24 protein-coding genes are annotated in these 26,297 nt (G+C 63.3%); 20 read left to right on the top strand and 4 right to left on the bottom strand.

Annotation, left to right across the window (positions count from 1 at the left end; translation table 11 throughout):
- Window positions 1–110: 110 nt before the first annotated feature.
- The 5 genes from EB233_RS10785 (at window position 111) to EB233_RS10805 (ending at window position 7,028) form a co-directional block, all read left to right on the top strand.
- Window positions 111–4,658, top strand: coding sequence for a YadA-like family protein (locus EB233_RS10785; protein WP_064988891.1), 4,548 nt, complete (start codon window positions 111–113; stop codon window positions 4,656–4,658).
- Window positions 4,659–4,665: 7 nt separating this feature from the next.
- Window positions 4,666–5,223, top strand: a complete 558-nt coding sequence (locus tag EB233_RS10790; protein ID WP_064988890.1) for an invasion associated locus B family protein — start codon at window positions 4,666–4,668, stop codon at window positions 5,221–5,223.
- 13 nt (window positions 5,224–5,236) lie between these two features.
- A complete protein-coding gene (locus tag EB233_RS10795) occupies window positions 5,237–5,929 on the top strand; it encodes a hypothetical protein (protein ID WP_064988889.1) in 693 nt (230 codons plus the stop codon).
- 37 nt (window positions 5,930–5,966) lie between these two features.
- Window positions 5,967–6,428 (top strand): DUF4189 domain-containing protein, encoded by a 462-nt coding sequence (locus tag EB233_RS10800; RefSeq protein ID WP_064988888.1) that lies wholly within the window; start codon window positions 5,967–5,969, stop codon window positions 6,426–6,428.
- 90 nt (window positions 6,429–6,518) lie between these two features.
- Window positions 6,519–7,028, top strand: coding sequence for an invasion associated locus B family protein (locus tag EB233_RS10805; RefSeq protein ID WP_064988887.1), 510 nt, complete (start codon window positions 6,519–6,521; stop codon window positions 7,026–7,028).
- 157 nt (window positions 7,029–7,185) lie between these two features.
- Here EB233_RS10805 and EB233_RS10810 read toward each other — a convergent pair whose 3' ends face one another.
- From EB233_RS10810 to EB233_RS10820, 3 genes are all read right to left on the bottom strand, one after another.
- Complete coding sequence (locus EB233_RS10810) at window positions 7,186–7,974, bottom strand: DUF1236 domain-containing protein (protein ID WP_064988886.1); 789 nt, start codon at window positions 7,972–7,974, stop codon at window positions 7,186–7,188.
- A 355-nt stretch (window positions 7,975–8,329) separates the two neighbouring features.
- Entirely contained in the window at window positions 8,330–9,892 is a 1,563-nt protein-coding gene (locus tag EB233_RS10815) for a GMC family oxidoreductase (RefSeq protein WP_064988993.1), read from the bottom strand.
- Window positions 9,893–9,970: 78 nt separating this feature from the next.
- The gene (locus EB233_RS10820) at window positions 9,971–10,681 is read right to left on the bottom strand and encodes a GntR family transcriptional regulator (protein WP_244277621.1); all 711 of its coding nucleotides are present in this window, start codon (window positions 10,679–10,681) and stop codon (window positions 9,971–9,973) included.
- A 138-nt stretch (window positions 10,682–10,819) separates the two neighbouring features.
- Here EB233_RS10820 and EB233_RS10825 point away from each other — a divergent pair, with 138 nt between their 5' ends.
- The 10 genes from EB233_RS10825 (at window position 10,820) to EB233_RS10870 (ending at window position 20,164) form a co-directional block, all read left to right on the top strand.
- The gene (locus tag EB233_RS10825) at window positions 10,820–11,656 is read left to right on the top strand and encodes an alpha/beta fold hydrolase (protein WP_064988885.1); all 837 of its coding nucleotides are present in this window, start codon (window positions 10,820–10,822) and stop codon (window positions 11,654–11,656) included.
- A gap of 44 nt (window positions 11,657–11,700) precedes the next feature.
- Window positions 11,701–12,840, top strand: coding sequence for an FAD-dependent oxidoreductase (locus tag EB233_RS10830; RefSeq protein WP_027056899.1), 1,140 nt, complete (start codon window positions 11,701–11,703; stop codon window positions 12,838–12,840).
- 70 nt (window positions 12,841–12,910) lie between these two features.
- Window positions 12,911–13,501 (top strand): amino acid synthesis family protein, encoded by a 591-nt coding sequence (locus EB233_RS10835; protein ID WP_064988884.1) that lies wholly within the window; start codon window positions 12,911–12,913, stop codon window positions 13,499–13,501.
- Between the two features lie 30 nt (window positions 13,502–13,531).
- A complete protein-coding gene (locus EB233_RS10840; protein WP_064988883.1) occupies window positions 13,532–13,990 on the top strand; it encodes a YbhB/YbcL family Raf kinase inhibitor-like protein in 459 nt (152 codons plus the stop codon).
- Between the two features lie 71 nt (window positions 13,991–14,061).
- On the top strand, window positions 14,062–14,784 hold the full coding sequence (locus EB233_RS10845; protein ID WP_064988882.1) for a class II aldolase/adducin family protein: 723 nt from the start codon (window positions 14,062–14,064) through the stop codon (window positions 14,782–14,784).
- A gap of 113 nt (window positions 14,785–14,897) precedes the next feature.
- Window positions 14,898–16,535 carry a GMC family oxidoreductase gene (locus EB233_RS10850; protein WP_064988992.1) on the top strand — a complete coding sequence of 546 codons (1,638 nt, stop codon included), beginning with the start codon at window positions 14,898–14,900 and terminating at the stop codon, window positions 16,533–16,535.
- Window positions 16,535–17,464, top strand: a complete 930-nt coding sequence (fhmpcd1, locus tag EB233_RS10855) for a 5-formyl-3-hydroxy-2-methylpyridine 4-carboxylate 5-dehydrogenase (RefSeq protein WP_064988881.1) — start codon at window positions 16,535–16,537, stop codon at window positions 17,462–17,464. Before EB233_RS10850 ends, fhmpcd1 begins: the two co-directional genes overlap by 1 nt.
- A 2-nt stretch (window positions 17,465–17,466) precedes the next feature.
- The gene (locus EB233_RS10860) at window positions 17,467–18,300 is read left to right on the top strand and encodes an ABC transporter ATP-binding protein (protein WP_081294000.1); all 834 of its coding nucleotides are present in this window, start codon (window positions 17,467–17,469) and stop codon (window positions 18,298–18,300) included.
- A complete protein-coding gene (locus EB233_RS10865; protein WP_027056906.1) occupies window positions 18,297–19,112 on the top strand; it encodes an ABC transporter permease in 816 nt (271 codons plus the stop codon). Before EB233_RS10860 ends, EB233_RS10865 begins: the two co-directional genes overlap by 4 nt.
- Window positions 19,113–19,153: 41 nt before the next feature.
- Window positions 19,154–20,164, top strand: coding sequence for an ABC transporter substrate-binding protein (locus tag EB233_RS10870; protein WP_064988880.1), 1,011 nt, complete (start codon window positions 19,154–19,156; stop codon window positions 20,162–20,164).
- A 37-nt stretch (window positions 20,165–20,201) separates the two neighbouring features.
- Here the strand turns inward: EB233_RS10870 and EB233_RS10875 are convergent, their stop codons facing one another.
- Entirely contained in the window at window positions 20,202–20,627 is a 426-nt protein-coding gene (locus EB233_RS10875) for a hypothetical protein (protein WP_064988879.1), read from the bottom strand.
- Window positions 20,628–20,727: 100 nt separating this feature from the next.
- On the opposite strand from EB233_RS10875, the gene EB233_RS10880 reads away from it, so the two are divergent.
- From EB233_RS10880 to pldA, 5 genes are all read left to right on the top strand, one after another.
- The gene (locus tag EB233_RS10880) at window positions 20,728–21,756 is read left to right on the top strand and encodes a putative B6 ABC transporter substrate-binding protein (protein WP_027056909.1); all 1,029 of its coding nucleotides are present in this window, start codon (window positions 20,728–20,730) and stop codon (window positions 21,754–21,756) included.
- Window positions 21,757–21,831: 75 nt separating this feature from the next.
- Entirely contained in the window at window positions 21,832–23,400 is a 1,569-nt protein-coding gene (locus EB233_RS10885) for a putative B6 ABC transporter ATP-binding protein (protein ID WP_064988878.1), read from the top strand.
- A complete protein-coding gene (locus tag EB233_RS10890) occupies window positions 23,397–24,494 on the top strand; it encodes a putative B6 ABC transporter permease subunit 2 (protein WP_064988877.1) in 1,098 nt (365 codons plus the stop codon). Before EB233_RS10885 ends, EB233_RS10890 begins: the two co-directional genes overlap by 4 nt.
- A gap of 3 nt (window positions 24,495–24,497) precedes the next feature.
- Window positions 24,498–25,433, top strand: a complete 936-nt coding sequence (locus EB233_RS10895; protein WP_027056912.1) for a putative B6 ABC transporter permease subunit 1 — start codon at window positions 24,498–24,500, stop codon at window positions 25,431–25,433.
- A 48-nt stretch (window positions 25,434–25,481) separates the two neighbouring features.
- On the top strand, window positions 25,482–26,288 hold the full coding sequence (gene pldA, locus EB233_RS10900) for a 4-pyridoxolactonase (RefSeq protein ID WP_027056913.1): 807 nt from the start codon (window positions 25,482–25,484) through the stop codon (window positions 26,286–26,288).
- The last annotated feature ends 9 nt before the right edge of the window (window positions 26,289–26,297 follow it).

The raw sequence follows: 26,297 nt of genomic DNA on the forward strand, positions 1-26,297 counted from the left end.
TTTTCTCACAAGACAGCAATTTCGTGAAATACGGAAGGCGTGAATCATGTCTTCCTGCGATGTGTTGAAATTGTCAGACATTTGTCGTGCCGGCCAGCGGAGAGGGAACCATGACCGATATCAGCATTTCGAGTGACACGTCCGTTCGGCGTCGCGTAGCTGATTTTGCCGGCCACAGGATCGCGAATGCCGATCTCAGTTCCCGCTCGGCTCGCCGCCGCCTGATGGCGGTGCTGCGCATGGCGCACCGCGTGCTTGGCCTGAAGCGAAATCGGCTGGGGCTGGGCACGCTGGGAACCGGCGGGGCGGCGGGAGCACTGCTGGCCGTCACGGGGATCATGGTCCCGCACGCAGCGTTCGCGCAGGTCGTCATCGGCAATGGGGTTATGACCAATGTCGCGAATTGCACGACTCCCTCTGCGGGGGGGCAAAGCGTAGCTATCGGGTGTGCCAGCACCGCCACGGGTTTCAACTCAACCGCCATCGGCTCTGGCGCCAAAGTGAATGGCAACAACGGCGTGGCGTTGGGCACCGGTATCACCGCAACGGGCGATGCTTCGATCGCCATCGGCTATACGATGAATGCCACAGGCCTAAATGCCATAGGCATAGGAGTCTTCGCAAACGCCACCGGCGTCAATGCTCTTGCCGTAGGCGGGAATGCCCGCGCGCTGGTGGACGGAGCGTCGGCCTTTGGTGTCAACAGCACCGCAAACGGGGCGAACGCTGTTGCCCTCGGCTCAACAGCCAGCGCTTCGGGTGGTGCCTCGGTGGCGATTGGCTTGTCCTCCAACGCTTCATCTTCAAACGGCGCCGCCATCGCCATGGGGGTCGGCGCCAAGGCAAACGCCGGAACTGGCGGCGGTTCTCCCGTTGCCATTGGCACGAATGCCAATGCAAGCGGCACCGCTCCTGCGGGCTTCACGTTCGAGGCCGTCGCGCTTGGTACGGCTGCGACCTCCACGGGGGCATGGTCGGCCGCCGTAGGCTCGAGTTCTTCCGCGACCGGGACCGGGTCTAGCGCGTTCGGAACCTCCGCCACGGCGTCGGCGAACCAGTCCACGGCAATCGGAAACGGGGCAATCGCCTCTGGCGTAGGGACCGCGGCCATGGGCTATCTCGCCAACGCTGCGGGAGGGAATGCCATCGCGATAGGCTCCCAGGCCAGTGCCGCGGGTTTGAACTCGCAGGCACTCGGCAACGTTGCCAAAGCTTCGGGTAACTTCGCGCTTGCGTTGGGCAATCAGGCGGTCTCGAGCGGAGTCGGTTCGGTCGCGGCAGGTTCTGGAGCCCAGGCTACGGACGTCTCGACCACCGCCCTCGGCAACAACGCCGCGGCGACCGCCGCAAATGCCAGCGCCCTGGGATTGGGGGCCACGGCAAGCGGAATCTACGCCACTTCGCTTGGCTCCACCTCCAAAGCCACTGGTGCCCGTGCGTTCGCGGGTGGCCGTTCGTCCACTGCCGGCGGTGACGACTCCATCGCCATCGGCACGACAGCCGTCTCGACAGCGGCATCCTCGACGGCAGTTGGAGCGGGCGCGGTGGCGCAGGACGTAAACGCGATCGCCGTCGGCACCTCCGCCGGCGCGCTCTCCGCCGACTCCGTCGCCATCGGCACGGGCGCGATCGCCGATGGCGGCAAGGCGGTCGCGATCGGTGCCGGCAACGAAGCCTATGGTGACGGTGCGGTCGCCATCGGCGATCCAAGCTATGCGAGCGGCACCGGCGCCTTTACCGGAGGCGCCAACAACATCGCCAACAGCGATGGTACGGCTAGTGCCACGGCCGCGAACATGGCCAACGGCGCGGTCGCCATCGGCAACAACAACAAGGCGATCGGACAAGGTTCGGTGGCTCTGGGCAACGGCTCGACGGCGGGCGCCGCCGGCCTCGCGGGCAATGTCGCGCTGGGCGACGGCGCGACGGCGGCGGCGAGTTCCGGCGACGTGGCGCTGGGTTCGGGTTCGGTGACCGCGGTGGCGGTCGGCACGGCGAGCGCGGTGGTCAACGGCACGACCTATGCGTTCCAGGGCACCAACCCGACCTCGACTGTCAGTATCGGCGCGCCCGGCGCGGAGCGCACGCTCACCAACCTGGCGGCGGGGCGGATCAGTGCGCTCTCGACCGACGCGGTCAACGGATCGCAACTCTTCGCCACCAACCAAGCGGTCGACGCCATCGGCACCACGCTCAACAACATCAACGTCGGCGGCGGGATCAAGTATTTCCACGCCAACTCGACCTTGCCGGATTCCCAGGCGCTGGGGACGGATTCCGTCGCTGTCGGCCCCAATGCCGTGGCCAACAATGCCGGCGATGTGGCGATCGGTCTGAATTCGACCTCCGGCGCGACGACCGCAGTGGGCGGAACGACGATCGGTGGCGTGAACTACACCTTTGCCGGCGGCACGCCGGCCGGGGCCTTCTCGGTCGGCTCGGCCGGTGCCGAACGCCAGATCCAGAATGTCGCGGCCGGACAGCTGAACGGTGGCTCGACCGACGCGGTCAACGGCTCGCAGCTCTTCGCCACCAACCAGCAGGTGACGCAGAACACCACCGACATCGCCAATATCGGCAGTGGCGTGACCAATCTCGGCAACACGATCAACAACATCGCCGGCGACACGTCGACCGTCTATACCGATGCCAATGGCGTGGGCATACGCTACGCCCGCACCAACGAGGCTGGCCTGGCGCAAACCGACTCCTTCGCGCAAGGCGTCGGCTCCACCGCCGTCGGCTACCAGGCGACCGCGACCGGCGTCAGCGGCCTGGCGCTCGGCCGCGACAGCGCGGCCAGCATCGACGGTAGCGTGGCGCTCGGTTCCGGTTCGGTCTCCGATCGCGCAATCGCTCCCGCTTCCGGGCAGATCGCGGCCGGTCCATCGAACTTCATCCAGTACAACACCACCGATAAGACACTGCTCGGCGCCGTGTCGGTCGGCACCAGCACTTCCTACCGGCAGATCACCAACGTGGCCGACGGCACGCAGGATCAGGACGCGGTGACGGTGCGACAGCTCGCCGGCGCTATCGCTGCCGTGTCGGCCACCTCGACCAAGTATTTCCACGCCAATTCGACGGCCGGCGACTCGCTCGCGGTGGGCGCCGAGTCGGTCGCGGTCGGCCCGACCACGGTCGTCAACGGCGACAATGGCGTGGGCATCGGCAATGGCGCCATCGTCGACCAGACAGCCCCCGGCGGCACGGCCATCGGCCAGAACGCCCATGTGATGCTGGCCGACGGCATCGCGCTCGGCACCGACTCGACCGCCTCCGGCGTCCAGTCGATAGCGCTCGGCGCCGGCGCGCAAAGCACTTTCGCCAACAGCGTCGCACTGGGTGCCTCGTCGATCACGACGGTCGGCGCGCAAGCAGGCTACACGGCCTTTGCCCTGACCGCCCCGCAGACCTCGGCCGGCGAGGTTTCGATCGGCGCCGCCGGCGCCGAACGCAAGCTCACCAATGTCGCTGCCGGCTCGGCCAATACCGATGCCGTCAACGTCTCGCAGCTCAAGGGCGTGTCGCAAAACGTGGCCAACCTGTTCGGCGGCAGCACCACGGTCAATCCCGACGGCTCGATCACCGGCCCGACCTACACCATCCAGGGCAACAACTATTCGACCGTCTATGACGGCTTCACCGCGGTCGACAATGCGCTCACCAACATCAGCAATGGCGGCGGCATCAAGTATTTCCACGCCAATTCGACGCTGGCCGACTCCACCGCCAGCGGTACCGACAGCGTGGCGATCGGACCGGCGAGCGTGGCCAGCGGCACAAACAGCCTCGCTGCCGGCAATGGCTCGACAGCCACTGGGCAGGGCGCCGTGGCGCTCGGCCAGGGTGCAAAGGCCAACAACGCCAGCGACGTGGCGCTCGGCTCCGGCTCGGTGTCGCAGACCGCCGTCGGCACCTCCAGCACCACCATCAACGGGAAGACCTACGCCTTTGCCGGCACGACCCCGACCGGAACCGTCAGCGTCGGCGATGCCGGCGCCGAGCGGACGATCACCAATGTCGCCGCCGGGCGCGTCTCCTCCGGCAGCACCGACGCGATCAACGGTTCGCAGCTCTACGCAACCAATACGGCGATCGAGGACCTGACCAAAACAATCGGCGGCATCGGCGGCACCGTCCAAAACACCGTGCAATACGACACCGTCACCAATCCGGATGGATCGACGACCAAGACCAATCATATAACGCTGCAGGGCGGCGATCCGAATGCGCCTGTCGTCATCTCCAATGTCGGTCCCGGCGTTACTGGCACCGACGCGGTCAACGTCAACCAGCTGAACCAGAACCTGGCCAACAGCAAGAGCTACACCGACCAGGTGGCGGTGACCACGTTGCAGCAGGCCAACAACTATACCGACCAGAAGCTCGGCCAGCTCAATTCCGACATCAGCGGCATCAGGGACGAGGCACGGCAGGCGGCTGCAATCGGACTGGCCGCGGCCTCGCTCCGCTACGATGATCGCCCAGGCAAGCTGAGCGTGGCGGCGGGCGGCGGTTTCTGGCGCGACTCGAGCGCCTTCGCCTTCGGCGCGGGCTACACCAGCGAGGATGGCCGTATCCGTGGCAATGTGTCCGGCACGGCCGCGGGTGGAAATGTCGGTGTGGGCGCCGGCCTCAGCTTCACACTGAACTGAGGCGGGAATGAAAGGACTTGCCGCGTTGACTTGCCTGGCGCTCTCCGGCGGCCTGATGCCGGCCGCCGGGCAGGTGGCGTCGCCGTACAGGATCAAGCCCTCGGATGTGGTGCTGCCGCCCGGCGTGAAACTGGGAACCTATCAGCGCACCATCCGGCCGTTCGAGAACTGGACGCTGATCTGCGACGAGAACCTGAAGGCCCGCAAGAAGGTCTGCAATGTTTCGCAGGTGATCGAGGACGGGGCCGGCAAGATGGCCTTCAGCTGGTCGCTTGCCGCCACCCAGGACGGCAAGCCGTACATGATCCTGCGTACCGCCCCGAACGCCAGGAGCGATGGCGCGGTGTCGCTGAAGTTCGACGGGCGCGACCAGCCTGTCGACGTGCACCTGAACGGCTGTAACGAAATGGTCTGTGTCGGCATGCTGCCAGTGGGGCCGCTCATGCGCCAGCAGATCGCGCAGAAGGCGACGCCGGCGATCTCCTACCCGACCGTCGACGGCCAGACCGTCACCGTGACCGCAACGCTCAAGGGGCTGTCGGAGGCCCTCGCACCAATCAAGTAACCGGGGCATCACCATGAGCCAGCAAGATCCGTTCATCTCCCCAACGCGCGGCAGTCCGGCCATCGAGCCGGATCGCAAGAGGATCGTCGAGCCAGATCGCAAGAGGGCCGCCGAGCCGCGGCGGCGGTGGCCGCGCGTCGTCGGATTCTCGTTGTTGAGCGTGGCCATGATGGGCGTCGGCTTCGCCGCGGCGAACTATGCCGCAATCGCCGGCCTCATCGGCAGCCCAACCGCCGCGCAAGCCGGGACGGCGCCGCCCCCAGGGTTGCCCGACACGCCATTCCTCGAACACGTCAGGCAGGCCGGGGTGCAGGCTTGTTCGACTGTCTATCCGGTACTCGGACAACTCCTGACGACCGGGGCGAAATACAGCGTCAAATCGTTGTGGAACGACCAGGCCGCCGACAAGCATGTCATACAGGCCTTTGTCGGCATGGACTATGCCACGGAGAAGTACAGCGGGCCGGCCGCCGGGGTGGTTTTCGCTTCCCCCACGGCAACGGGTTGCGAAGGCGCGATGGTGCGGGTGGCGCCGTTTGCCAGCCCCTGCGCCGACGTCCTGCCCATGCTGCCGCAAGGCAGCAAGATCACCGATCATCTCGGACAGGTCGAGGTGTACGAACTTGGTGGCAACACGGGGGAAGCCCTTCTCTTGCCGACGGGTGGCAGCTGCGTGGTGATCTCGGTCGCCTCGGCGGCGAAGTAAAGCGAAGCGGATGGGATCAACGAAAGGGGTGCCGACCATGAGATTGCAGGCTTTGGCAGTTCTGGGCATGGCCTTGCTATGGAGCGGCCACGTCATCTCGGCTGATCTGGTGGAACCAGCGGAGCCGCAGCAGGAGGAAAAGGGCATCTGGGCGGCCATCGCCTATTCCCAGACCGATACCAAATACGGTTTCTTCTGGGGTGCCGACAAGCGGCAGGAGGCGAAGGACATCGCGCAGAAATATTGCGAGAACGCGGGCGGAAAGGCCTGCAACGTCGTCGTCGTCTTCCGCAATCATCGCCATTGGAATGACGACGACGAGACCGGCTTTCCCTACAAGCACTGCGGCGCGCTTGCCATGGCCGACAAGGTCGAGAACCGTTTCACGCCCTGGGGCGTGAACTCGGCCGAGACCCGCCGGGAAGCCGAAGACCTCGCTTTGCAGGCCTGCCAGGCGTCGGGTAGCAAATGCAAGATCCGCGAATGGGTCTGCACGTGAGGCGGTTGAACGGCCGCTCCCCTCGACGGAAAGAGAAAGTCGCAATCCTTGGTTCATAGACATGTTCTCCTGAAGGCAGCCGTCGTCTCCATGGCTGCCTTCGCCGCTACAATGCCGGCTGCCTTGGCGCAGCAACAGCAGCAGGTAGCGTCGCTTCCTAACGGCGCATCCTCGGTCCAGGAAACCTATCAGGACTGGCAGCTGGCCTGCAGCCTGCAGGACAATGCGCGGGTCTGTACGGTCACTCAGGACCAGACGCAGAAAAACGGCCAGCGCCTTCTGGCCGTGGAGTTGCGGGTGGGGCAGAAGGGCGGATTGACGGGAACCTTGCTGCTGCCCTTCGGCATATTGTTCGACCCGGGCGTGACGTTCCAGATCGACGATCAGCCGCCGCTTTCGCAGCAGCGGTTAAGGACCTGCCTGCCGAACGGCTGCATCGTGGTGTTTTCGATCGATCGATCGACGCTCGGAAAGATGAAGGTGGGCTCCGTGCTGAAGCTCAACGTCACCACCGCCGCCGAGACCCCGCTGACATTTCCGGTGTCGCTCAACGGCCTGTCGGCGGCACTCGACCGCATGGTTGCGTTGAGCGCCCGGTGAACAAGGGCGGCTCTGTTCGAGGCTAGCCACCGTCGCCGAGCCGCCGGGATCGCTCGGTCAATCGGCGAGGCGGCAAAGGCGACGAGATGCAGGAATCGGGACGAAAGTTGGGCCGCCTTGCCTGTGGCAAGGCGGCTACCAGACTTTCGCACTCAGACTAGGTCAGGATGAGTACGATCTTGAGCGTGTCCGGATCGACGATGACGATGCGACCATCCGCAAGCATGAAATATTCATAAGTCTCGTAAGCCGGGATGATCTTGACGATGCGAGCCGGCAGACGATGCAGCCTTATCTTGTGGTTGCGGGGAACATCGACACCCACCGAGATGTCGAAATCGACACTGGCCACGGGCTCGACCTTAGTCTGCCTGATCACATTGGTGATTTCGGTCTTCTGTTCGACCGTCACATTGGTGATGGAGGCGGTTGAAGTCTTGTCCTGTGAGGAGGCCTTACCCTGGGCCTGCTGGTCGGTCTGGACCTTGGCCTTGCCTTGGGCCTGCTGGTCCGTGGTGGCGCCGGCCTTACCCTGGGCTTGCTGATCGGTCTGGACCTTAGCCTTGCCCTGGGCCTGCTGGTCCGTGGTGGCGCCGGCCTTACCCTGGGCTTGCTGATCGGTCTGGACCTTAGCCTTGCCCTGGGCCTGCTGGTCGGTGGCAGTGCCGGCCTTGCCCTTGGCCTGCTGATCGGTCTGGACCTTGGCCTTACCCTGGGCTTGCTGATCTGTCTCAGCCTTGGCTTTGCCCTGCGCCTGTTGATCGGTTTGGGACTTCGTGTCCTGTGCACGTTTGCCCTTCTTCGAGTCCGTCTGGCAGTTGGTCGCCCCGGAGGCACAATTCGTGTCTGATCCCGATTGGCCCGCGACCGGCTGTTGTGTCTGAGCCATCGCCGCTCCACAGCCCAGCCCGATTGCCAGCATGCTGGTCATGAGAACATGTTTCATAGGAAATCTCCCTGAGAGAAGTACGTCCCTTCAAGGGGAAAACTTCATGAAGGAGGGTTTGTTCCGGCCGTGACGCGGTTGCGGTACTGGGTAATGACAGAGGCGGCCCGCTGTCGCTGGAGCCATGGAACGTTGGTGCGCCGATGGCCGTTTAGTCTCGGTACCACCGCCAGTTGGACCGTGATCATGAAGAAGGCCTACGTCAAACCGACGCTTGTGAAACGCGCGAAACTGACCGAGCGCACGGCGCAAATCGTGGCGTCCGGGATCATACTGGGCGAGTAATCTTGCTGGAGTCCGGTGGCTATTTTTCCCGAATCGCTCGGCGGAAGTTCTGCGTGATCGGTGTCTCGGATCAAGATAGTAGAGTTTCGGGGCGACTTCGAGCGAAGGTCTCGGCGATCGCAAGAACCGCGGCGTGGATCGGTCCCGCGGTGAGACTAGGCATGATCGAAGCGTCAACGACAAAGAGATTGTCGAGCGCCTTGAGCCGTAGATCTGCATCAACGACGGCGTCCGGATCCTTACCCATCCTGCAAGTGCCGCAGGGATGATGGTGAGTGATGACCGACTGCGCGATGAAGTTGTCCATTTCAGCCGTATTGTTGAGGGTGCTTGGCAGGAGCTCGCGCTCTCGCCAGCCGGCCAGTTCATCTCGATGTCCGATCGTCCGGGCTGCCTCGAGCGCTTGGCGAAACAGCTCACGATCCTGACCGCTTTGCAGGTATGCGGGGTCGATGATCAACCGATCATCGAGTTCCGGCCCGCTTATCCGTACGCTGCCGCGGCTCGTTGGGTGGGTGATCCCGAATAGGAGCGAATATGCGGTGCCGGCGGCGGGCGCCTGAAAGCGTTCGGACACGATCGGCGCGACGCCGCAGCCAACGACAATTTTGGGTCGACCGGTGGCGGCGAACCCGTCGGCGCGCATGTAGGCCATCGATTCCGAATGTTGGAGGCGCGAGGGAGGGACCGGTTTGCGGGCCGCGTAAAGGTTGCCCGCGCCAAGCAGGTGGTCCTGAAGGTTTCGACCGATTTCCGGCATAGCGATCAAACAGCCGACGCCCGCGGCGTCGAGGATGTCCCGCGGGCCGATGCCCGAGCGCATCAGCAAAGCCGGACTTTCCAGCGCTCCGGCACAAAGTACAATCTGATCCGCGAAGATTTCGACCGAACCCTGTCGCCCCACGACCTCGATGCAGCGGACCCGATTGCCTGCCAGCTTAAGCCGTCGCGCTCGGGATCCCGTAAGGATGGTCAGGTTCTTGCGGCCTCGAACGGCTTTTGTGAGCCAGGCGTCCGCCACCGTAACCCGCCGCCCGTCGCGAATGTTCAAGGAGTTCGGGGTAACGCCGATCATCTCTCCGCTGTTGTGGCCCTTGAGGCGAGGCAAACCCAACGATGCGCCTGCCTCGATGAAGGCACGAGCAAGCGGACTCACTTCGTCCGCCGGCATATGGATCGGCAACGGCCCACCCTTGCCGTGAATGCCGTCGCCACCAAGCGGGTGGTTTTCGATAGCCTGGAAAACGGGCAGCAGTTCATCCCAACTCCATCGGCGATCGCCAGTCGCGTCGCACCAAGCCTGGAAGTCGGAAGGATGGCCGCGCATGTAGCCCATCGCGTGCAGGCAACTCGAGCCGCCGATCACGCGCCCACGCGCCCAGTGATGCACCCGGCCCGCCGTGCGGGCTTGGGGCTCCGTGCGATAGTCCCAATCGTAGCTGCGGCCCTGAAGCGCCGGCCATGCGGCGGGGTTCCAGATGTCGGGGTCCGTCGCCTCTTCGCCTGCCTCGATCAGCAGAACGCGACTGTCCGGCTCTTCACTCAGTCGCGCGGCAAGCAGCGCGCCAGCCGACCCGCCGCCGACAATGACGATATCGGAATTCGCTTTGTGCTCGACATTGGCACTGGTCATCATCACTCCATCTGCCGCCTGCTGGCTTCGACAGCCGGCATGTCTGACCCCGACGGGGTGAAGGCCCTTTCGAAAAACTCACACCTCACTGTCCATGGATCTCTTCGCTGCCGCTTTCGCCTTCAAGACATGCTGTTTGGAGGCCTTGCGAGCGGCTTTCTCGTCGCCGGCGGCGATGCATTCGAATATCTCCCGCATCTCCGCCAGACTGCTTTGTGCTCTGCCCTCCAGCGACATCGATCGTCCTCGAAAGAAGCTTATCCTGGCCACCAGACCGCGGTGGACTTCCTCCAGGATCGGATTCCCGCAATTCGCCAATATGATCGAATAGAAATCCGCAGCGGTCGTGACCTGCGCCAGGCTGTCATTGCTGGATGCCGCCTCTTCGAACGCGGAAAGAGATTTCTCAAGTTCCCGCAACTGTCCGGGGGAGATTCTCAACGCACACCGTCCCGCCGCCTCGACTTCCAACAACTCTCGAACCTCGTAGATGGCGGTTGCCACCTCCCATGAAAGTGCCGGTATCGACGGTCCGCGGTTGGGTACGATCTCGATGAGGCGCTCGGCCTCAAGACTGCGCAAAGCCTCCCTTAGCGAGGGGCGGCTGATGCCGAGTTGTGCGCATAGCTGACTTTCGATGAGGCGGCTTCCCGGCTGAAACATTCCGGAGAAGATGGCGAGCCGTAACTTGTCGACGGTCTCCCGTTGCACTGTCCGTGGCGAAATTCGCAAATTCAAATCTGTGGGCATCGGTACATGGGCCTTTGGGTCGCGATCCTGAAGCGTCATACGCCACGCCGCGGAAATTTGACAGAAGGATAGCCAGATTGTCAAATCTGAAGATTGCAAGAATGTCAGACAATCTGCTTGACGCCCCCCCGGCTGATATGATCCTTTTGCTGGAGACAGGCAGCGGAGGCGAGGATCATGGACATGGCGGCGGACACACCTTCCGACCACTTCGTCTCGCACCGCGTCGACACTGGCCGCATCACTTTGAACGTACGTGAGACAGGCAACGGGCCATTGATGCTTCTCTTCCATGGCATCACCTCCAACTCCGCCGTCTTCGCGCCTTTGATGACTCGGCTGTCGGATCGGTTTAGGACCATAGCGGTCGACCAGAGGGGCCATGGTCGCAGCGACAAGCCGGAAGCCGGCTACGAGGCGAATGACTACGCGGACGACATCGCCGGCCTGATACGCACGCTCGATCGTGGCCCCGCGATCCTCGTCGGACATTCGCTCGGGGCTCGAAACTCCGTCACTGCCGCGGCGAAATACCCAGATCTGGTGCGGTCGGTCGTCGCCATCGACTTTACGCCATATATCGAGGTTGAAGTGTTGGACGCGCTGGAGGCGCGGGTGAACGCGGGGAACCAGCTTTTCGAGAATGTAGAGGCCGTCGAAGCATATCTCGCCGGCCGTTATCCGAACATACCAGCGCCCGCCATCAAGATCAGGGCCGAAAGCGGCTACCAGCCGGTCGACGGTGGATTGCGTCCCCTGGCATCGCCCTCGGCCATGGCGCAGACCGCCAAAGGCCTGCGATCGGATCTGGTGCCCACCTACCGGGACGTGACGAAGCCCGTCCTCATCGTTCGCGGCGAGACGAGCAAGCTGGTTTCGGCGGCGGCGCTGGCGAAGACAAGTCGGCTGCGGCCCGATCTGCCTGTCGTCGTCGTTCCGGGCGCCGACCATTACGTCAACGAGGTCTCTCCCGAGATCACGCTGAAAGCCATCACCAACTTCATAGACGCCTGACGGCCACACGCACCGTCATTTTTGTACGCAGCAGGATCCAGAAAATGTCCAACCTAAACAAAACTTCGGGAAAGGCGCGTCGTGCCGAGGTCGCCGGCGGCGGCTTTGCCGGCCTGACGGCCGCCATTGCTCTCAGGCAGAATGGTTGGGATGTCAGGCTGCACGAAAAGAGCTCCGAACTGCGGGCATTCGGCGCAGGCATCTATCTCTGGCACAATGGCCTTCGCGTGCTCGAAGGACTGGGCGCCTTGGACGAAGTTCTCCAGGGCTCGCACACGCCTCCGACCTACGAAACCTGGATGCACAACAAGTCGGTTTCCAAGGAGACGTTCAACGGGCTGCCCTGGCGCATCATGACGCGCAGCCATCTGCACGATGCCCTGGTCAATCGGGCCCGCGCCGTGGGTGTCGACATATCGGTCAATTCCGAGGCGATCGCCGCCGATCCGGAGGGGCGGCTGACCCTGCAGAGCGGTGAGGTTGTCGAAGCCGACCTGATCGTCGGCGCCGATGGCGTTGGCTCCAAGGTCAGGGACTCCATCGGCTTCAAACAGGACCGGTGGGTTTCGAAAGATGGTCTCATCCGGCTGATTGTCCCTCGCAAAAAAAAGGAACTCGGTCACGGCGAGTGGGACAACACCATAGACATGTGGAATTTCTGGCCGCGTGTTCAGCGCATCCTCTATTCGCCCTGCAACGAGAATGAGCTCTATCTGGGCTTGATGGCTCCGGCCGCCGATCCTCGTGGATCAAGCGTTCCGATCGATCTCGAAGTCTGGGTCGAGATGTTTCCATTCCTGGAGCCGTGCCTGATCGAAGCGGCGAAGCTGAAAACCGCCAGGTACGACAAGTACGAGACGACCAAGCTGGACAGCTGGACAAGAGGCAAGGTCGCCCTTGTCGGAGATGCCGCGCATGCCATGTGTCCGGCGCTTGCCCAGGGTGCCGGCTGCGCGATGGTCAACGCCTTCAGCCTGTCGCAGGATCTGGAAGCAGGCTCCTCGGTCGAGGATGCGCTTGTCGCTTGGGAAAAGCGCATTCGCCCGATCACCGATCGCTGCCAGGCCCTGTCCGGCGACTATGCGGCGAACCGCTCGCTCTCGAAGGGAAACATGTTCACCCCGGCCGCGCTGGAAGCCGCGCGCTACGATCCGCTGCGCCGTGTCTATTCATGGCCGCAGTAGGGTTCGGGTAGCCCGGTCAACGAATTAATCGGCGCGCGCGGAAGATGCGCGCTCCCTTCAGGAGATAAAGATGAATTATTCCAATGCAGTCGAAAGGGATTACGATGTCCGGGGGTGGTACGCGTCGGTCCAGGAGAGCCGCCATGACGGCGGCACTCCTGGCGAGACCCTGGTCAAGATCGCCACAGGCGTTGTGATACGCAATCCGTTCGCGGGAAAATTCGTCGCCGAACTGTCCGATCTGACAGGTCCGAGTGCGGCTATCGGTCATGCGCTTGGCGAGCGCGCCGTGGCGCTGCTCGGCAACAGGCCAGTCGAAAGCTATGGCAAGGGCGGCATCGCGGGCACATCGGGCGAACAGGAGCATGTCGTCGCCTGCATCACCACCGTATTCGGCGATCCGTTGCGCCAGCAGGTCGGCGGCGGCAAGGCCTGGATTTCGTCGGTCAGCAAGGTCGCCGTTGCAGGAACCACCATCGACATCCCGCTTGCCCACAAGGACGAGCTCTACATCCGTTCCCATTACGATGCCGTCACCTTCTCCGTACCGGACGCGCCGCGTCCGGACGAACTCCTGATCTGCGTCGCCATCGCATCGGGTCCGCGCGTGCATCAGCGCGTCGGCGGCAAATCCGTCGCCGACCTCAAGGCCGGTGTCTAGTTCCATCGAAATCGCTCAAGGACGAATTCCATGCCCCTGAATATCAAGGACCTCAAGATCACATCGGTTGATTTCCAGCCACTCGGGAAGTTGCGTGACGAGCACGCCGGTGACAAGGGCAACGTGTTGCCCAGGCTGAAGGTCAGCGGCGTTCCGGCGGGGACCAAGGAACTGGCTGTCATCTGCCACGATCCGGACGCGCCGCTTGCCAACGGTTTCACGCATTGGGTCGTCTATGGCATCGACCCCTCGACCACGGACCTTTCGGACGCACAGGAAAAATTCCGTGTCGGCCCGAACGGCGCCGGCCACAAGCAGTATTACGGACCGCAGCCGCCCGCCGGCCACGGGCAACATCACTACTACTTCTGGGTCTATGCGCTCGACACCAAGGTCGAAGGGACGCCTACCCGGGAGGAGTTCCTGCAGAAATATGCCGGCAACATCATCGAGCAGAACCGGATTGTCGGCCTCTACGAAAACAAGTGAGCTTCGCAGGTCTTGGCGACCGATAACAACAACAAGAATGGTCGCCATCGCCGCAATGGGAGAATTTGGAAATGAGAGACAACAGCACCGCGCGCCAGACGGTCTTCGAAGAGCTGGTCACAGCGACGAAGATCCTGCTGAACGAAGGCATCATGGATACGTTCGGGCACATCAGCGCCCGTGACCCCGAGGATCCCGAAAGCTTCTTCCTGGCGCAGAAGCTTGCTCCGAGCCTGATAACCGTCGACGACATCCAGCGTTTCAATCTTGACGGCGAGACGTCGGATAACCGGCCGTCCTATCTGGAGCGCTATATCCACAGCGAGATCTACAAGGCACGACCGGACGTTCAGTGCGTGCTCCACACCCACTCTCCGGCCGTCCTGCCGTACTGCTTCGTCGATACGCCGCTCCGGCCGGTCACCCACATGGGCGCATTCATCGGCGAGTCCGTCCCGGTCTACGAGATTCGCGACAAGCATGGCGACGAGACGGATCTCTTCGGCGGCAGCCACGACGTCTGTGCGGATATCGCCGAAAGCCTCGGCGGCCAGACCGTGGTCCTCATGGCCCGGCATGGCGTCGTCAATGTCGGCAACTCCGTGCGCGAGGTCGTCTTCCGTGCCTTCTATCTCGAGCAGGAAGCGAAGGCGCTCACGGCCGGCCTCCAGATCGGCAAGGTCAAGTATCTGTCTCCAGGCGAGATCAAGACGGCGGGAAAGCTCGTCGGCGCTCAGATCGACCGTGGATGGAATCACTGGTCGCAGCGTCTGAGGGAGGCTGGCCTGGCGTAACGCCGGCGGCCTCAGGAATAGCTCGATCATCCGAGCCCAGGCTCGGATGATCGAGACTCGGTTTCAACAGTTCCCTGGCGCATATGCGCCGGACCAAGGCAATGAAACGCACTATGCCGCACGCTGAAAGCTACGACTACGTCATCGTTGGGGCCGGATCGGCCGGTTGCGTGCTCGCCAATCGGCTGAGCGCCGACCCGAAATGTTCCGTGCTTTTGCTGGAGGCCGGCGGCTGGGACCGCGATCCCATGATCCACATTCCGCTTGGTTGGGGCAAGATCCTGACCGAGCGTCGCCACGACTGGATGTATTTCTGCGAGCCTGAAGACAATGTGGGCGGACGCAGGGTCGAGTGCGCGCGCGGCAAGGTTGTTGGCGGATCATCGTCGACCAACGCCATGGCCTATGTGCGCGGCAATCGCGGCGACTACGATCGCTGGGCGGCCTCGGGGCTCAGCGACTGGTCTTATGAAAAAGTGCTGCCCTATTTCCGCAAGCAGGAAAGCTGGGAAGGCGGCGAGAGCCGGTTCCGTGGCGGCAACGGTCCGTTGAGCACCCAGTTCTGCCGTTACAAGGACACGTTGATAGAGGCTTTTGCGCAAGCCAGCGTCCAGGCCGGCTATGCGCAGACCAGCGACTATAATGGCGAGCGGCAGGAAGGGTTCGGCCGCCTGCAGATGACAATCTCGAAAGGCCGGCGCAGCTCGACCGCGTCTGCTTATCTGCGCCCGGCGCTGAAGCGGCCCAACCTGACGGTGCTGACGGAAGCCAGCGCGACGAAGATCGTGCTGGAAGGGACCCGCGCCACCGGCGTCACCATCAACCACAACGGAGGCGAGCGCACGGTCGTTGCCCGCAAGGAAGTGCTGCTTTCCGGAGGTGTGATCAACACGCCGCAACTCATGATGCTGTCGGGCATAGGGGCGTCGGAAGAATTGGCGGCGCATGGAATCCAGACACGGATCAACCTGCCGGCGGTGGGCAAGAACCTGCAGGACCATGTCTCGGTCATCCTCATGTACCGTCGCCGCTCTCCGGGCGGCCCGTTCCTGCGCAACATGCGCGCCGATCGGATCGGGCTCGATTTTGCCAAGACCTACCTAACGGGACGAGGTTTTTCGGCCGACGTGCCGGGCGGCGTCGTCGCCTTTCTGAAAAGCAGCCCGGAGCGGCCATTGCCGGATGTGCAATTGCTTTTCACCGCGGCTCCGCTTGCCGCATGGCCTTATTTCAAGCCGTTCAAAGCGCCGTTCCCGGACGGCTTCGCGACGCGGATCGTGGCGACACAGCCAGAAAGCCGGGGGGCGGTGAAACTAGCCTCGGCCGATCCCGCAGCGGCACCTCTGATCCATCAGAATTTCCTCGCCTCGCCGAAGGATTGGGAGTCGCTGCGGGCCGGCTTCCGGGTGGCGAGAAATCTCGCCGCGCAGCCCTCCATGCAGCCTTTCATCGAGGCGGAGTTCTTTCCCGGCCCTAAGTGCCAGAGCGACGATGAGATCGACGAGCATATCCGCAAGACCTCCATCACGGTGCACCATCCGGCCGGGACGTGCCGCATGGGAGCCGACGAGTCATCGGTCGTCGATCCGCAGCTCCGAGTTCGCGGCGTCGCTGGCCTGAGGGTGGTTGACGCCTCCGTCATGCCCGACCTCGTCTGCGGAAACATCAACGCTGCGGTGATCATGATTGCCGAAAAAGCCGCCGATCTTATCGCAGCGTCAAATACAGCAATGGAAAGCAAGGCAGCGTGATGATCCAACGTATCGCCATCATCGGTCTGGGGACGATGGGGCCGGGCATGGCCGCCCGGCTCGCCAGAGGCGGCCTGCAGGTCGTAGCCTACGATGTCGCCCCGGCAGCGATCGAGCGTGCGCGGTCCATCCTGGGCATTGCGGAAGGCGTCCTCGATTCGCTCGGCGTGACGTCGCCCGCGTCCGGCGCGGGAACGGTCCGCTTCACGGATGATATCGCCGACGCGGTGTCTGGCGCCGATCTCGTCATCGAGAACGTTCCCGAAAACATCTCGATAAAGGCCGATGTCTATCGAGCGATCGATGGTCTGATAGGACCGGAAACGCTCGTGGCTTCGGACACGTCGGGTATCCCGATCACCAAGCTGCAGGCGCATATCTCGCATCCCGAGCGGATGGTGGGCATGCACTGGTCGAACCCGCCGCACATCATCCCGATGATCGAGGTGATCGCCGGCGAGAAGACCGCGCCGCAAACCGTGGCGACGATCCGCGATCTCATCCGCTCGATCGGCCTGCTGCCGGTGGTGGTGAAGAAGGACGTTCCCGGGTTCGTCGAAAACCGCGTGCTCTATGCGCTGCTGCGTGAGGCGGTCGACCTTGTCGAGCGCGGCGTCATCGATCCGGAAGATCTCGACACCTGCGTGTCCTGGGGCATCGGCTACAAGATCGCCGTTATCGGGCCGATGGCACTGCTCGATATGGCGGGCCTCGATATCTACAAGTCCGTCTCCTCCTTCCTCAACGCCGATCTTTCCAATCGCGACGATGTCGCACCCATGGTGCTGCAAAAGACGAACGCGTCGAAGTTCGGCATCAAGTCGGGGGAGGGCATGTTCTCCTACACGCCCGAGCAAATAAAGGCGCTTCAAGGCGAACGGGCGCGCAAACTCGTCGCGGTGCGGCGCATCCTGGAAGGCCGGGAGTAGCCATGCGCATTGAACCCATTCGAGCAGCAGGCGGCCGGCCAGCCCACATCCGCCACGATGACGACCTGATCTCCGCCAAGGGCGTTTCGGTCGTCATGGCCAGGCAACTGATACTGCAGAATATCGATCTTGCGATACCGAAGGGGTCGTTCGTCTCCCTCATCGGCCCTTCCGGCTGCGGCAAGAGTACCCTGCTCAAGGTCCTCGCCGGGCTTGTGGATCCGACAAGCGGCAGCGTCGCGATCGCCGGACTTTCGCCGGTCGAGGCGGCGCGCAAGCGCATGATCGGCCTCGTCTTCCAGGACGCCAACCTGCTGCCCTGGAAGAATGCCGTCGACAATGCCTCCATGCTGCTCAGCATCGCCGACAAGTCGCTGTCGCGCGCGCAGTTGACGGAGCGCGGGCAGGAGATGCTGGAACTGGTGGGGTTGGGCGACAGCGCCCACAAGCGTCCTCATGAATTGTCCGGCGGCATGCGCCAGCGTGTCGCTATCGCGCGGGCTCTGGCGCTCGATCCGGCGGTCCTGCTGATGGATGAGCCGTTCGGCGCCCTCGATGCCATTACCCGCGACCAGATGGGCCAGTCGCTGTTGGAGATCTGGCAGCGCACCGGCAAGACCATCGTGCTCGTCACCCATTCGATAGACGAGGCCATTCACCTGTCCCGCCATGTCCATGTGCTGGGGATCAAGCCTGGTCGGATCACCGAGAGCCTAGACGTTGATCTGCCCTATCCGCGCGATCTTTCGGTGACGGAAGATCCGGCGTTCGTCAGGCTGACTGTCCAGTTGCGAACGATGCTGCGTGCAGGCCATCAACCGGGAGCCGCGTCATGAGCGATCAACCCGTCACCAGTCTCTCCGAGCCGCGGCTGGCCTCAGGCTGGGGCGCGGCGACAGGCAGCTGGCTGCCAGCGGTCATCCTTTTGCTGGCAACGGTCATGGTGTGGGAAGCCGTGGTGCGGATTTTCGCCATATCCGCCTTCATCATTCCCGCCCCGTCCGAGATCGCGCAATCGCTGGTCGCGCAATGGCCAACGCTGTTGCAGGCGACGCTGGTGACGGCAGGCGAGATCCTGTTCGGTTTCGTTGTCTCCGTCTTGGTCGGTATTGCCATTGCACTGGTCATCGTGCGCTTCGACTGGCTGGGGCGAGCGCTTTATCCGCTGGTGGTGCTGTTCCAGAACGTGCCCAAGGTGGCGCTGGCGCCGATCTTCATCCTCTGGTTCGGCTATGGGCTGGCGCCCAAGATCGGCCTGATCCTGGTCATCGCCTTCTTCCCGGTGACATTGTCGATGTTGGCGGGCATGCAGTCGGTCGACCGCTCGCTGCTGTCGCTGATGAATTCGGTCGGCGCCAGCCGCACGCAGATCTTGTTCAGGATCCGCGTCCCGCATTCGCTGCCGAACCTGATGGCGGGAACCAAGATCGCCGCGACGCTCAGCGTCATCGGCGCCATCGTCGGCGAATTCGCCGGCGCCTCGGATGGGCTCGGCTACGTCATTCAGTTTGCCTCGACCCAGCTCGACACCGCGCTGGTCTTCGCGGCCCTGCTCCTGGTTTCGGTGCTGGGCATCGCCTTCTACTACGCAGCCGAAGTTCTCGAACGCATCATGGTGCCATGGGCACCGAAATTCAGCGGCGCCTAGGGTCCCTAGGACAGCCAGTCAACGACAGGAAGGATCGATCAATGCTGAGACGCTCATTCATCAAGGTAGCCACGCTTGCGGCGTTTGCCGGCGCGCTTGGTTTCTCCGGCGCGGCGCTGGCGGCGGACAAGGTCAACGTCCAGCTCGACTGGGTGGTGCGCGGCAACCACGCCATGTTCTTCGTCGGCAAGGAAAAGGGCTTCTTCGCCAAGAACGACATCGACGTGGCCGAGATCCGCAAGGGTTCCGGTTCGCCCGACGCCATGCGTCTGGTCGGCAACGAGAACGCGGATTTCGGTTTCGGCGATCTTCCCACGCTCGCCGTAGCGCGGTCGCAAAATGTCCCGGTCGTGGCGGTGGCAGCCGTCAACCAGCACTCGCCGCTGGGCATCATCTCGCTGGCCAAGACGGTGAAGCTCACCAAGCCGGCAGACCTCAAGGGTCTCACCATCGGCATTCACCCAGCCGGTTCAACCTATCTCTTCTTCAAGGGCTTCCTGGCGGCCAATGGCCTGACGGAAAAGGACATGACGCTGAACAGCGTCTCGCCGCCCTATGAGAGCTATCTGCTTCTCGGCCGGGTCCAGACAGTGGTCGGCTATGTCGACGCCGAGGTTCCGGAGCTGGAGGCCAAGGCCGGCGGTCCCGGTTCGCTCAGCATCATGATGGGCGCCGACCATGGCTGGAAGGCCTACGGCTCCGGCCTGTTCACCTCCGAGAAGATGATCAAGGACAAGCCGGACGTCGTCGCCCGCTTCGTCAAGGCCTACAGGGAGGCCTTCGACTATGTCGCTGCCCATCCGGAAGAGGCGGCCGAGATCACGGCCAAGGCGGCTCCGGGCTATGCCGACAAGAAGGATGTGTTGCTGGCCCAGATCAACGCCGACATCGCGTCGACCTTCACCAGCTCGGACACCAAGGAGCACGGCCTCGGCTGGATGACGAAGACGCAGTGGGAGGAAACGCTGAAGACGCTCACCGATCAGGGCGTGCTCAAGACAGCTCTCTCGGCTGACGATGTCTTCACCGACAAGTTCCTGGCGAAGGAATAGGGTGCGCCATGCCCCGCGCGGACGGATCGATGAGCGCCTATCGGCATACCAGGCTGTCCTGCTCAGCGCCGCAGGACACGGCGCGCGCTCCCTTGGCCGCGTCGGCGCGGTCGAGCGTGATCTGCACCCGCGTGGCATATGCACGGCCCGACAGGCCGCACCACAACCGCTCGACGGGCAGGTTTTCTCGCTTGTCGTTGAGGATGGTGAATGTGCCCGTCTTGGCGTCGAACCAGAGTTCGAGGCGGGCGCTCTTGCCCGGCTCGACCGTCGCGACCCCGGCCGAATACCAGTGGGCGAAGTCGGCATTGCAGGACAGGCCTTCATTGCCAGCATTCGAAATCGTCAATGGCATCATGTCGAGCCCGTCAGTTCCGGTGCGGACGGTGACATGGTGCAACTCAACCGCATTGGCGAAGGACGTGAACGCCAGCATCACCGGGAGAATATAACGAATCTTCACTTTGCCTGAGCTCCGTAGGGTGGGTTTGTGCAGGCAGTCTATCTCGCTTCCGCGCAATAACAATAAGAATAATGATTGGTAGTCAACCAGAGAGGGTAAAATGTTAAAGCTTCTTAAAAGCAGTGTAAGTGCATTTATATTAACCAGTGTCTTGCTTGGCGGCGCATTTGCCGGCGAAGTCAAGTCGATCGCCATCCTGACGCCCGAAGAAGGCACGGACTACGGCTGGAACCAGCAGGGTATCGACGCCGCCAAGGCTGCCGGCAAGGCCGCTGGCGTCGAAGTGGTCGTGGCCCAGGGCCTCGGCTATGGCGACGTCCGCCCGACACTGCGGGAACTCGCGTCGGACGGCGCCAGCCTGTTGATCGCCCACGCCAGCGGCTACAACACCTCGGCGCCTGAAATCGCCAAGGAATTGAAGGTTCCGGTGGCGATCGTCGATACGCCGAATGGCCTGGAGAAGGGGCTCGTCGCCGACTACACGCTGAGCGGCCACCAGGGCGCCTATCTCGCCGGTCGTCTGGCCGCCAAGATGTCGCGCTCGAAGTCGGTGGGCATCGTCGTGTCGGGCGAACCTCCGTCATGGAACTCGCAGTCGGCGGCGTTCGCGCAGGGCGTGAAGGCGGAGAACCCGGACGTCAAGATCACCTATGCGGTGATCGGCCCGGCCGCCTACAGCGACGCGGCCGGCGGCAAGCGCGTCACCGAAAGCGTGATCGCCTCGGGCGCCGACATCATCTTCGGCCAGGGCAACGGCTCCAGCTTCGGCATGCTGCAGGCGGTCGAGACGACCAAGGCCGCGGATGGCGGCAAGGTCTATTTCATCGACGTCATCGGTGACAAGTCGCCGATCGACAAGGGCTTCCTGCTGTCGTCGGTGGTGTGGAACATCGAGCCGGTCTACGCGGCGATGATCGCCGATCTGAAGGCCGACACTTTCGGCACCAAACACTATACGATCGGCCTCAAGGACGACTCCGTGAAGCTGCTGAAAACCGCTGCCATTCCGGACAATGTCTGGGCAGAAATCCAGACGCTGCGCGAAGACGTCATTTCCGGCAAGATCAAGGTCGATCCGGTCTATGACGCGGCGGCCGTCAGGGCGTTGATGACCAGCGTCGCCCAGTAAGGCGACCACGGTCAACTGTCGGAGGGGTGATCTGATCACCCCTCCAGACGATTCCCATTTTCGTGTTGGGCTTTCATGAGCAATGTTTCTTCATCGTCCGCCTTCAAGCCCGACATCGTCGCGCTCGAAGGCGTGACCAAACGCTTTCCTGGCATCGTCGCCAATGACAGCATCGACCTGTCGATCCGTCCTGGCGAAGTGCATGTGCTGCTGGGCGAGAACGGCGCCGGAAAATCCACTCTGATCGGCATGCTGTCGGGCCTGCAGCAGCCGGACGAGGGGCGCATACTGGTCGACGGCAAATCGACCCCGATAACCTCGCCGCGCCATGCGCTGGCGTTGGGCATCGGCACCGTGTTCCAGCATATGATGCTGGTGCCGACGCTGACCGTGGCGGAAAACCTGTTGCTCGGTGGACCCTGGTGGCAACGCCCGAGGACCGATGAACTCGAGGCGCGCGTCGCCGAGATCACCAGCAGCCTCGGTATCACGGTGAAACTGCATGCCAAGGTGTCGGAACTCTCGCTTGGCGAGCAGCAGCAAGTCGAAATCCTGCGCGCCATGGTGCGCAACAGCCGGCTGCTGATCCTCGACGAATCCACCTCGATGCTGACGCCGAAGGGCATCGAGGAACTCGGCGCGCTGATGCGGCGTCTTGTCGGGCAGGGGCTGGCGATCGTCTTCATCACCCACAAGCTCAAGGAGGCGGCGGCCTTCGGCGACCGGATCTCGGTGCTGAAGCTCGGCCGCAAGGTCGGTGAGATCCCGCCCGAGCGTCTTCGCGCGCTCGACGAACAGGAGATCATTTCCGAAATCGTGGAACTGATGTTCGGCAAGCAGAAGGACGACCCCGAGGCTGTCGAGCGCCCAACCCGCACGGTTCGCACCGAGGCCGTGCCGCTGCTTCAGGTCGCCGGCCTGGCGGTAGCTTCGACCGAAAACGCGCCCGGCCTGACATCGATCTCCTTCGACATCCGCCCAGGCGAGATTCTTGGCATCGCCGGCATCGACGGCAACGGCCAGAAACAGCTGGCGGAGGCCCTGGCCGGGCAGCGCATGGCGACCGGCGGATCGGTGTGGCTCGAAGGCGTTGCCATCGAGACGCTGAGCGTCGGCGAACGCCGCCGGCACGGCCTTCGCTACCTGACCGACGACCGGCTCGGCGAAGGCACCGTCGGCACCTTCCCGGTCTCGATTAATTTCTTCCTCAAGCAGATCGGCGCGGCGCCGTTCTGGCGACACGGCGTCGAGCAGCGCTCCGAGATCGACAGGCGTGCGGCCGAGCTCGTGCGCGAATATGATGTGCGAACGCCGAGCCTGAAGACGCCCGTCGCCCGGCTTTCCGGTGGCAACATCCAGAAGGTGCTGCTGGCGCGAGAACTCGCCGAAGGGGCCAAGGTGGTGATCTTCAACAAGCCGACCTACGGGCTCGATCTCGCCAACACGCTGGCGTCGCGCCAGCGCATCCGCGACACGGCGGCGCGTGGTCTGGCCGTGCTGCTGATCTCCACCGACCTCGAGGAGTTGCTCAGCATGTGCGACCGCATCGCCGTCATCGCCAACGGCGCGCTCGTCGGCACCGTCGCCAATGCAGACGACGCCCGCACCAAGGTCGGCCGCCTGATGATCGGACTTGCCGCATGAGCATCGATACCGCACCCAGCGCCAGCGCTACCGCACTCGATGCCACGAGCGGCGCTGCCACCCGCCGCGATATCCTGCGCCGGCTGCTGATGACGCTTGGGCCGATCCTCGTCGCTCTCGTCATCGCCGGCTGCATCCTGCTTGCCGTCGGTGTCGACCCGCTCGCTTACTACGGCTATGTGCTGGAGAAGGGGCTGTTCTCGCCGCTCGGCATCCAGCAGACGCTGACGCGCATGGCGCCGCTCTTGTTTCTCGCCGCCGGGCTGATCGTGGCGTTTCGCGCCGGCATGTGGAATCTCGGCGGCGACGGCCAGTTTCTGCTCGGCGCGGTGACGGCGGCCGCCAGCGCTCCCGTGCTGGTGGAGATCATGCCAGCCTGGCTGGCGCTGTTCTGCTCGTTCCTCATCGCCATGGTGGTGGCGGTGGTCTGGTCGCTGGTGCCCGCGCTGCTGCGCGCTTACCAGGGGGTCAACGAGATCATCACCACGTTGATGATGACGTTCCTCGGCACGTCGCTCGCCAATGTGCTGGTCAAGCTGGCGTTCCGCGATCCCGGCACGACCGTGCCGCAGACCCGCACGCTGCCGGTGGAAGACAGGCTGCCGCGACTGTTCGAAACCACCATCACCAGCGGACTGCTGCTTGGGCTGGCGGCGATCATCATCGTGCATCTGGTGATGACGCGCACGGCGTTCGGCTTGAAGTTGCGGATCGTCGGCGCCAATCCACGCGCCGCGGTTCACTCAGGACTCGGCGTCCCTGGCCTGACCGTCGCTGTCTTCGCCATTTCGGCGGGGCTGGCCGGGCTCGCTGGCGCCGTCGACATCATAGGCGTCCAGGGCAATGTCCGCGCCGACTGGAACCCGGCCTACGGGCTTGCCGTGATCCCCGCAGTGTTCCTCGCCCGCATGAACGGCTTTGCCGCGATCGGCTTCGTGTTCCTGCTTTCGGTGTTGTCGATCGGCGGCGAGAGTGCCGCGCGGCGGCTTGGCGTGCCCAATCATTTCACGCTGGTGCTGGTCTCGATCGTGCTGATCGTGCTCGCTCTTGCCGAATATGTCGACCATCGTTTCAACCAGTCGAAAAAGGCCTGAGGCATGACCGGGCTCTTCAGCGAAGTCTTTCTCAGCGCGCTCCTGTTCGGTGCCGTCACTGCCGCCATCCCACTGCTGCTTGCCGGGCTCGGAGAGCAGATCTCCGAGAAAGCTGGCGTGCTCAATATCGGCATCGAGGGTATGATGCTGGCCGGCGCCTATCTCGGTTTTGTAGGCGCTTTCTATTCCGGATCGCTGTGGCTGGGCTTTCTCACCGGTGCCGCGGGCGGCGCCGCGGTGGCGCTAGTCATGGCGTTGCTCTGCGTGCGCATCGGGCTGAACCAGATCGTCATCGGCATTGCGCTGACGCTCGGACTTGAAGGTCTGACGGCACTGCTCCACCACTTCCAGTTCTCACGTAGCTACCCCCGCTTGCCGGCGGCGGATGCAACCGTCATTCCGCTGCTTTCGGACATTCCGGTCATTGGGCCTGCGTTCTTCAAGCATCATCTGATCGCCTATCTCGCGGTCGCCCTGGTCTTCGGCATGGGCTACCTCTACCGGCGCACGCAACTCGGCCTCAACCTGCAGGCCGCTGGTGACAAACCGGCCGCGCTCGACGTTGCCGGCATCGACGTCATCAGGACCCGCACCATCGCCGTGCTGGCAACCGGCACGCTGGCCGGGCTTGGTGGCGCCTATCTCGCCAATGTCGGGGCGGGCCTGTTCATACCATTCATCACCAATGGCGCCGGCTTCCTCGGCATTGTGCTGGCCATGCTGGCACGCGGCCGTCCAGTCTGGGTGCTCTTCGGTGCGTTGCTGTTCGGCGTCTGCCTGTCGCTGACGACGGCCATGCAGGTGGCCGGCATCAACATACCGACCGACGTCATCCAGATGCTGCCATTCCTGGCGGTGATGATCATGCTGGTGCTGTTCGGCCGGCGGGCCAGCCTGCCGGCAGCACTTGGCATTCCATACGAGCGCGGCGCGCGCTGACAACAATCAGATGCGCGGACGGGACCCGCGCCAAAACAGGAGGCAAGAATGTCGGATACCAAGGTCTACCTGCTCGACGGCGGCTCGCTCGTTCTCGACGGGTATCATGTGTTCTGGAATCGCGGCCCTGGCGGCGAGGTGCGCTTCCCCGTCTATTCGATCCTGATCGAACATGCCGAGGGCCGTTTCCTCATCGACACAGGCTACGACTACGATCATGTGATGAAGGTGCTGCCGTTCGAAAAGCCGATTCAGGAAAAGCACCAGACCATTCCCGGCGCCCTGGCGCTGCTCGGCCTCGAGCCGAAGGACATCGACGTCGTCGTCAATTCGCATTTCCACTTCGACCATTGCGGCGGCAACAAGTATTTTCCGCACGCCAAGAAGATCTGCCACCGGACCGAGGTGCCGCAGGCCTGCAATCCGCAGCCCTTCGAACATCTGGGCTATTCCGACCTGAGCTTTTCGGCGGAGGCGGCCGAAGCGCGTGGAGCGACCGGGCAATTGCTTGCGGGAACGACACGGGCGAATTCGACCTTCGAGGGTATCGACGGCGACGTCGACCTTGCCAGGGGCGTCAAGCTGATCTCGACGCCCGGCCATTCGATCGGTCATTACAGCCTGCTCGTGGAGTTCCCCAAGCGCAAGCCGATCATGTTCACGATCGATGCCGCCTACACGCAGAAGAGCCTTGAAACGCTGTGCCAGGCGGCCTTCCACATCGATCCGGTGGCGGGCGTCAATTCGATGCGCAAGGTGAAGAAACTCGCCGAGGACCATGGCGCCGAGCTGATGTATTCGCACGACATGGACAACTTCAAGACCTACCGGACAGGCACGCAATTCTACGGCTGACCGTCACCA

Origin of the sequence: Mesorhizobium erdmanii (assembly GCF_013170725.1) — a bacterium.
GTDB lineage: Bacteria > Pseudomonadota > Alphaproteobacteria > Rhizobiales > Rhizobiaceae > Mesorhizobium > Mesorhizobium erdmanii.

Coding starts and splice junctions, on each gene's coding strand:
- EB233_RS10805 (WP_064988887.1), top strand. CDS start 6,519: ATGGCTGCCTTCGCCGCTACAATGCCGGCTGCCTTGGCGCAGCAACAG.
- EB233_RS10895 (WP_027056912.1), top strand. CDS start 24,498: ATGACCGGGCTCTTCAGCGAAGTCTTTCTCAGCGCGCTCCTGTTCGGT.
- EB233_RS10870 (WP_064988880.1), top strand. CDS start 19,154: ATGCTGAGACGCTCATTCATCAAGGTAGCCACGCTTGCGGCGTTTGCC.
- EB233_RS10810 (WP_064988886.1), bottom strand. CDS start 7,974: ATGAAACATGTTCTCATGACCAGCATGCTGGCAATCGGGCTGGGCTGT.
- EB233_RS10850 (WP_064988992.1), top strand. CDS start 14,898: ATGCCGCACGCTGAAAGCTACGACTACGTCATCGTTGGGGCCGGATCG.
- EB233_RS10885 (WP_064988878.1), top strand. CDS start 21,832: ATGAGCAATGTTTCTTCATCGTCCGCCTTCAAGCCCGACATCGTCGCG.
- EB233_RS10890 (WP_064988877.1), top strand. CDS start 23,397: ATGAGCATCGATACCGCACCCAGCGCCAGCGCTACCGCACTCGATGCC.
- EB233_RS10845 (WP_064988882.1), top strand. CDS start 14,062: ATGAGAGACAACAGCACCGCGCGCCAGACGGTCTTCGAAGAGCTGGTC.
- EB233_RS10880 (WP_027056909.1), top strand. CDS start 20,728: ATGTTAAAGCTTCTTAAAAGCAGTGTAAGTGCATTTATATTAACCAGT.
- EB233_RS10840 (WP_064988883.1), top strand. CDS start 13,532: ATGCCCCTGAATATCAAGGACCTCAAGATCACATCGGTTGATTTCCAG.
- EB233_RS10825 (WP_064988885.1), top strand. CDS start 10,820: ATGGACATGGCGGCGGACACACCTTCCGACCACTTCGTCTCGCACCGC.
- EB233_RS10785 (WP_064988891.1), top strand. CDS start 111: ATGACCGATATCAGCATTTCGAGTGACACGTCCGTTCGGCGTCGCGTA.
- EB233_RS10860 (WP_081294000.1), top strand. CDS start 17,467: ATGCGCATTGAACCCATTCGAGCAGCAGGCGGCCGGCCAGCCCACATC.
- EB233_RS10790 (WP_064988890.1), top strand. CDS start 4,666: ATGAAAGGACTTGCCGCGTTGACTTGCCTGGCGCTCTCCGGCGGCCTG.
- EB233_RS10820 (WP_244277621.1), bottom strand. CDS start 10,681: ATGACGCTTCAGGATCGCGACCCAAAGGCCCATGTACCGATGCCCACA.
- EB233_RS10830 (WP_027056899.1), top strand. CDS start 11,701: ATGTCCAACCTAAACAAAACTTCGGGAAAGGCGCGTCGTGCCGAGGTC.
- EB233_RS10815 (WP_064988993.1), bottom strand. CDS start 9,892: ATGACCAGTGCCAATGTCGAGCACAAAGCGAATTCCGATATCGTCATT.
- pldA (WP_027056913.1), top strand. CDS start 25,482: ATGTCGGATACCAAGGTCTACCTGCTCGACGGCGGCTCGCTCGTTCTC.
- EB233_RS10795 (WP_064988889.1), top strand. CDS start 5,237: ATGAGCCAGCAAGATCCGTTCATCTCCCCAACGCGCGGCAGTCCGGCC.
- fhmpcd1 (WP_064988881.1), top strand. CDS start 16,535: ATGATCCAACGTATCGCCATCATCGGTCTGGGGACGATGGGGCCGGGC.
- EB233_RS10800 (WP_064988888.1), top strand. CDS start 5,967: ATGAGATTGCAGGCTTTGGCAGTTCTGGGCATGGCCTTGCTATGGAGC.
- EB233_RS10835 (WP_064988884.1), top strand. CDS start 12,911: ATGAATTATTCCAATGCAGTCGAAAGGGATTACGATGTCCGGGGGTGG.
- EB233_RS10865 (WP_027056906.1), top strand. CDS start 18,297: ATGAGCGATCAACCCGTCACCAGTCTCTCCGAGCCGCGGCTGGCCTCA.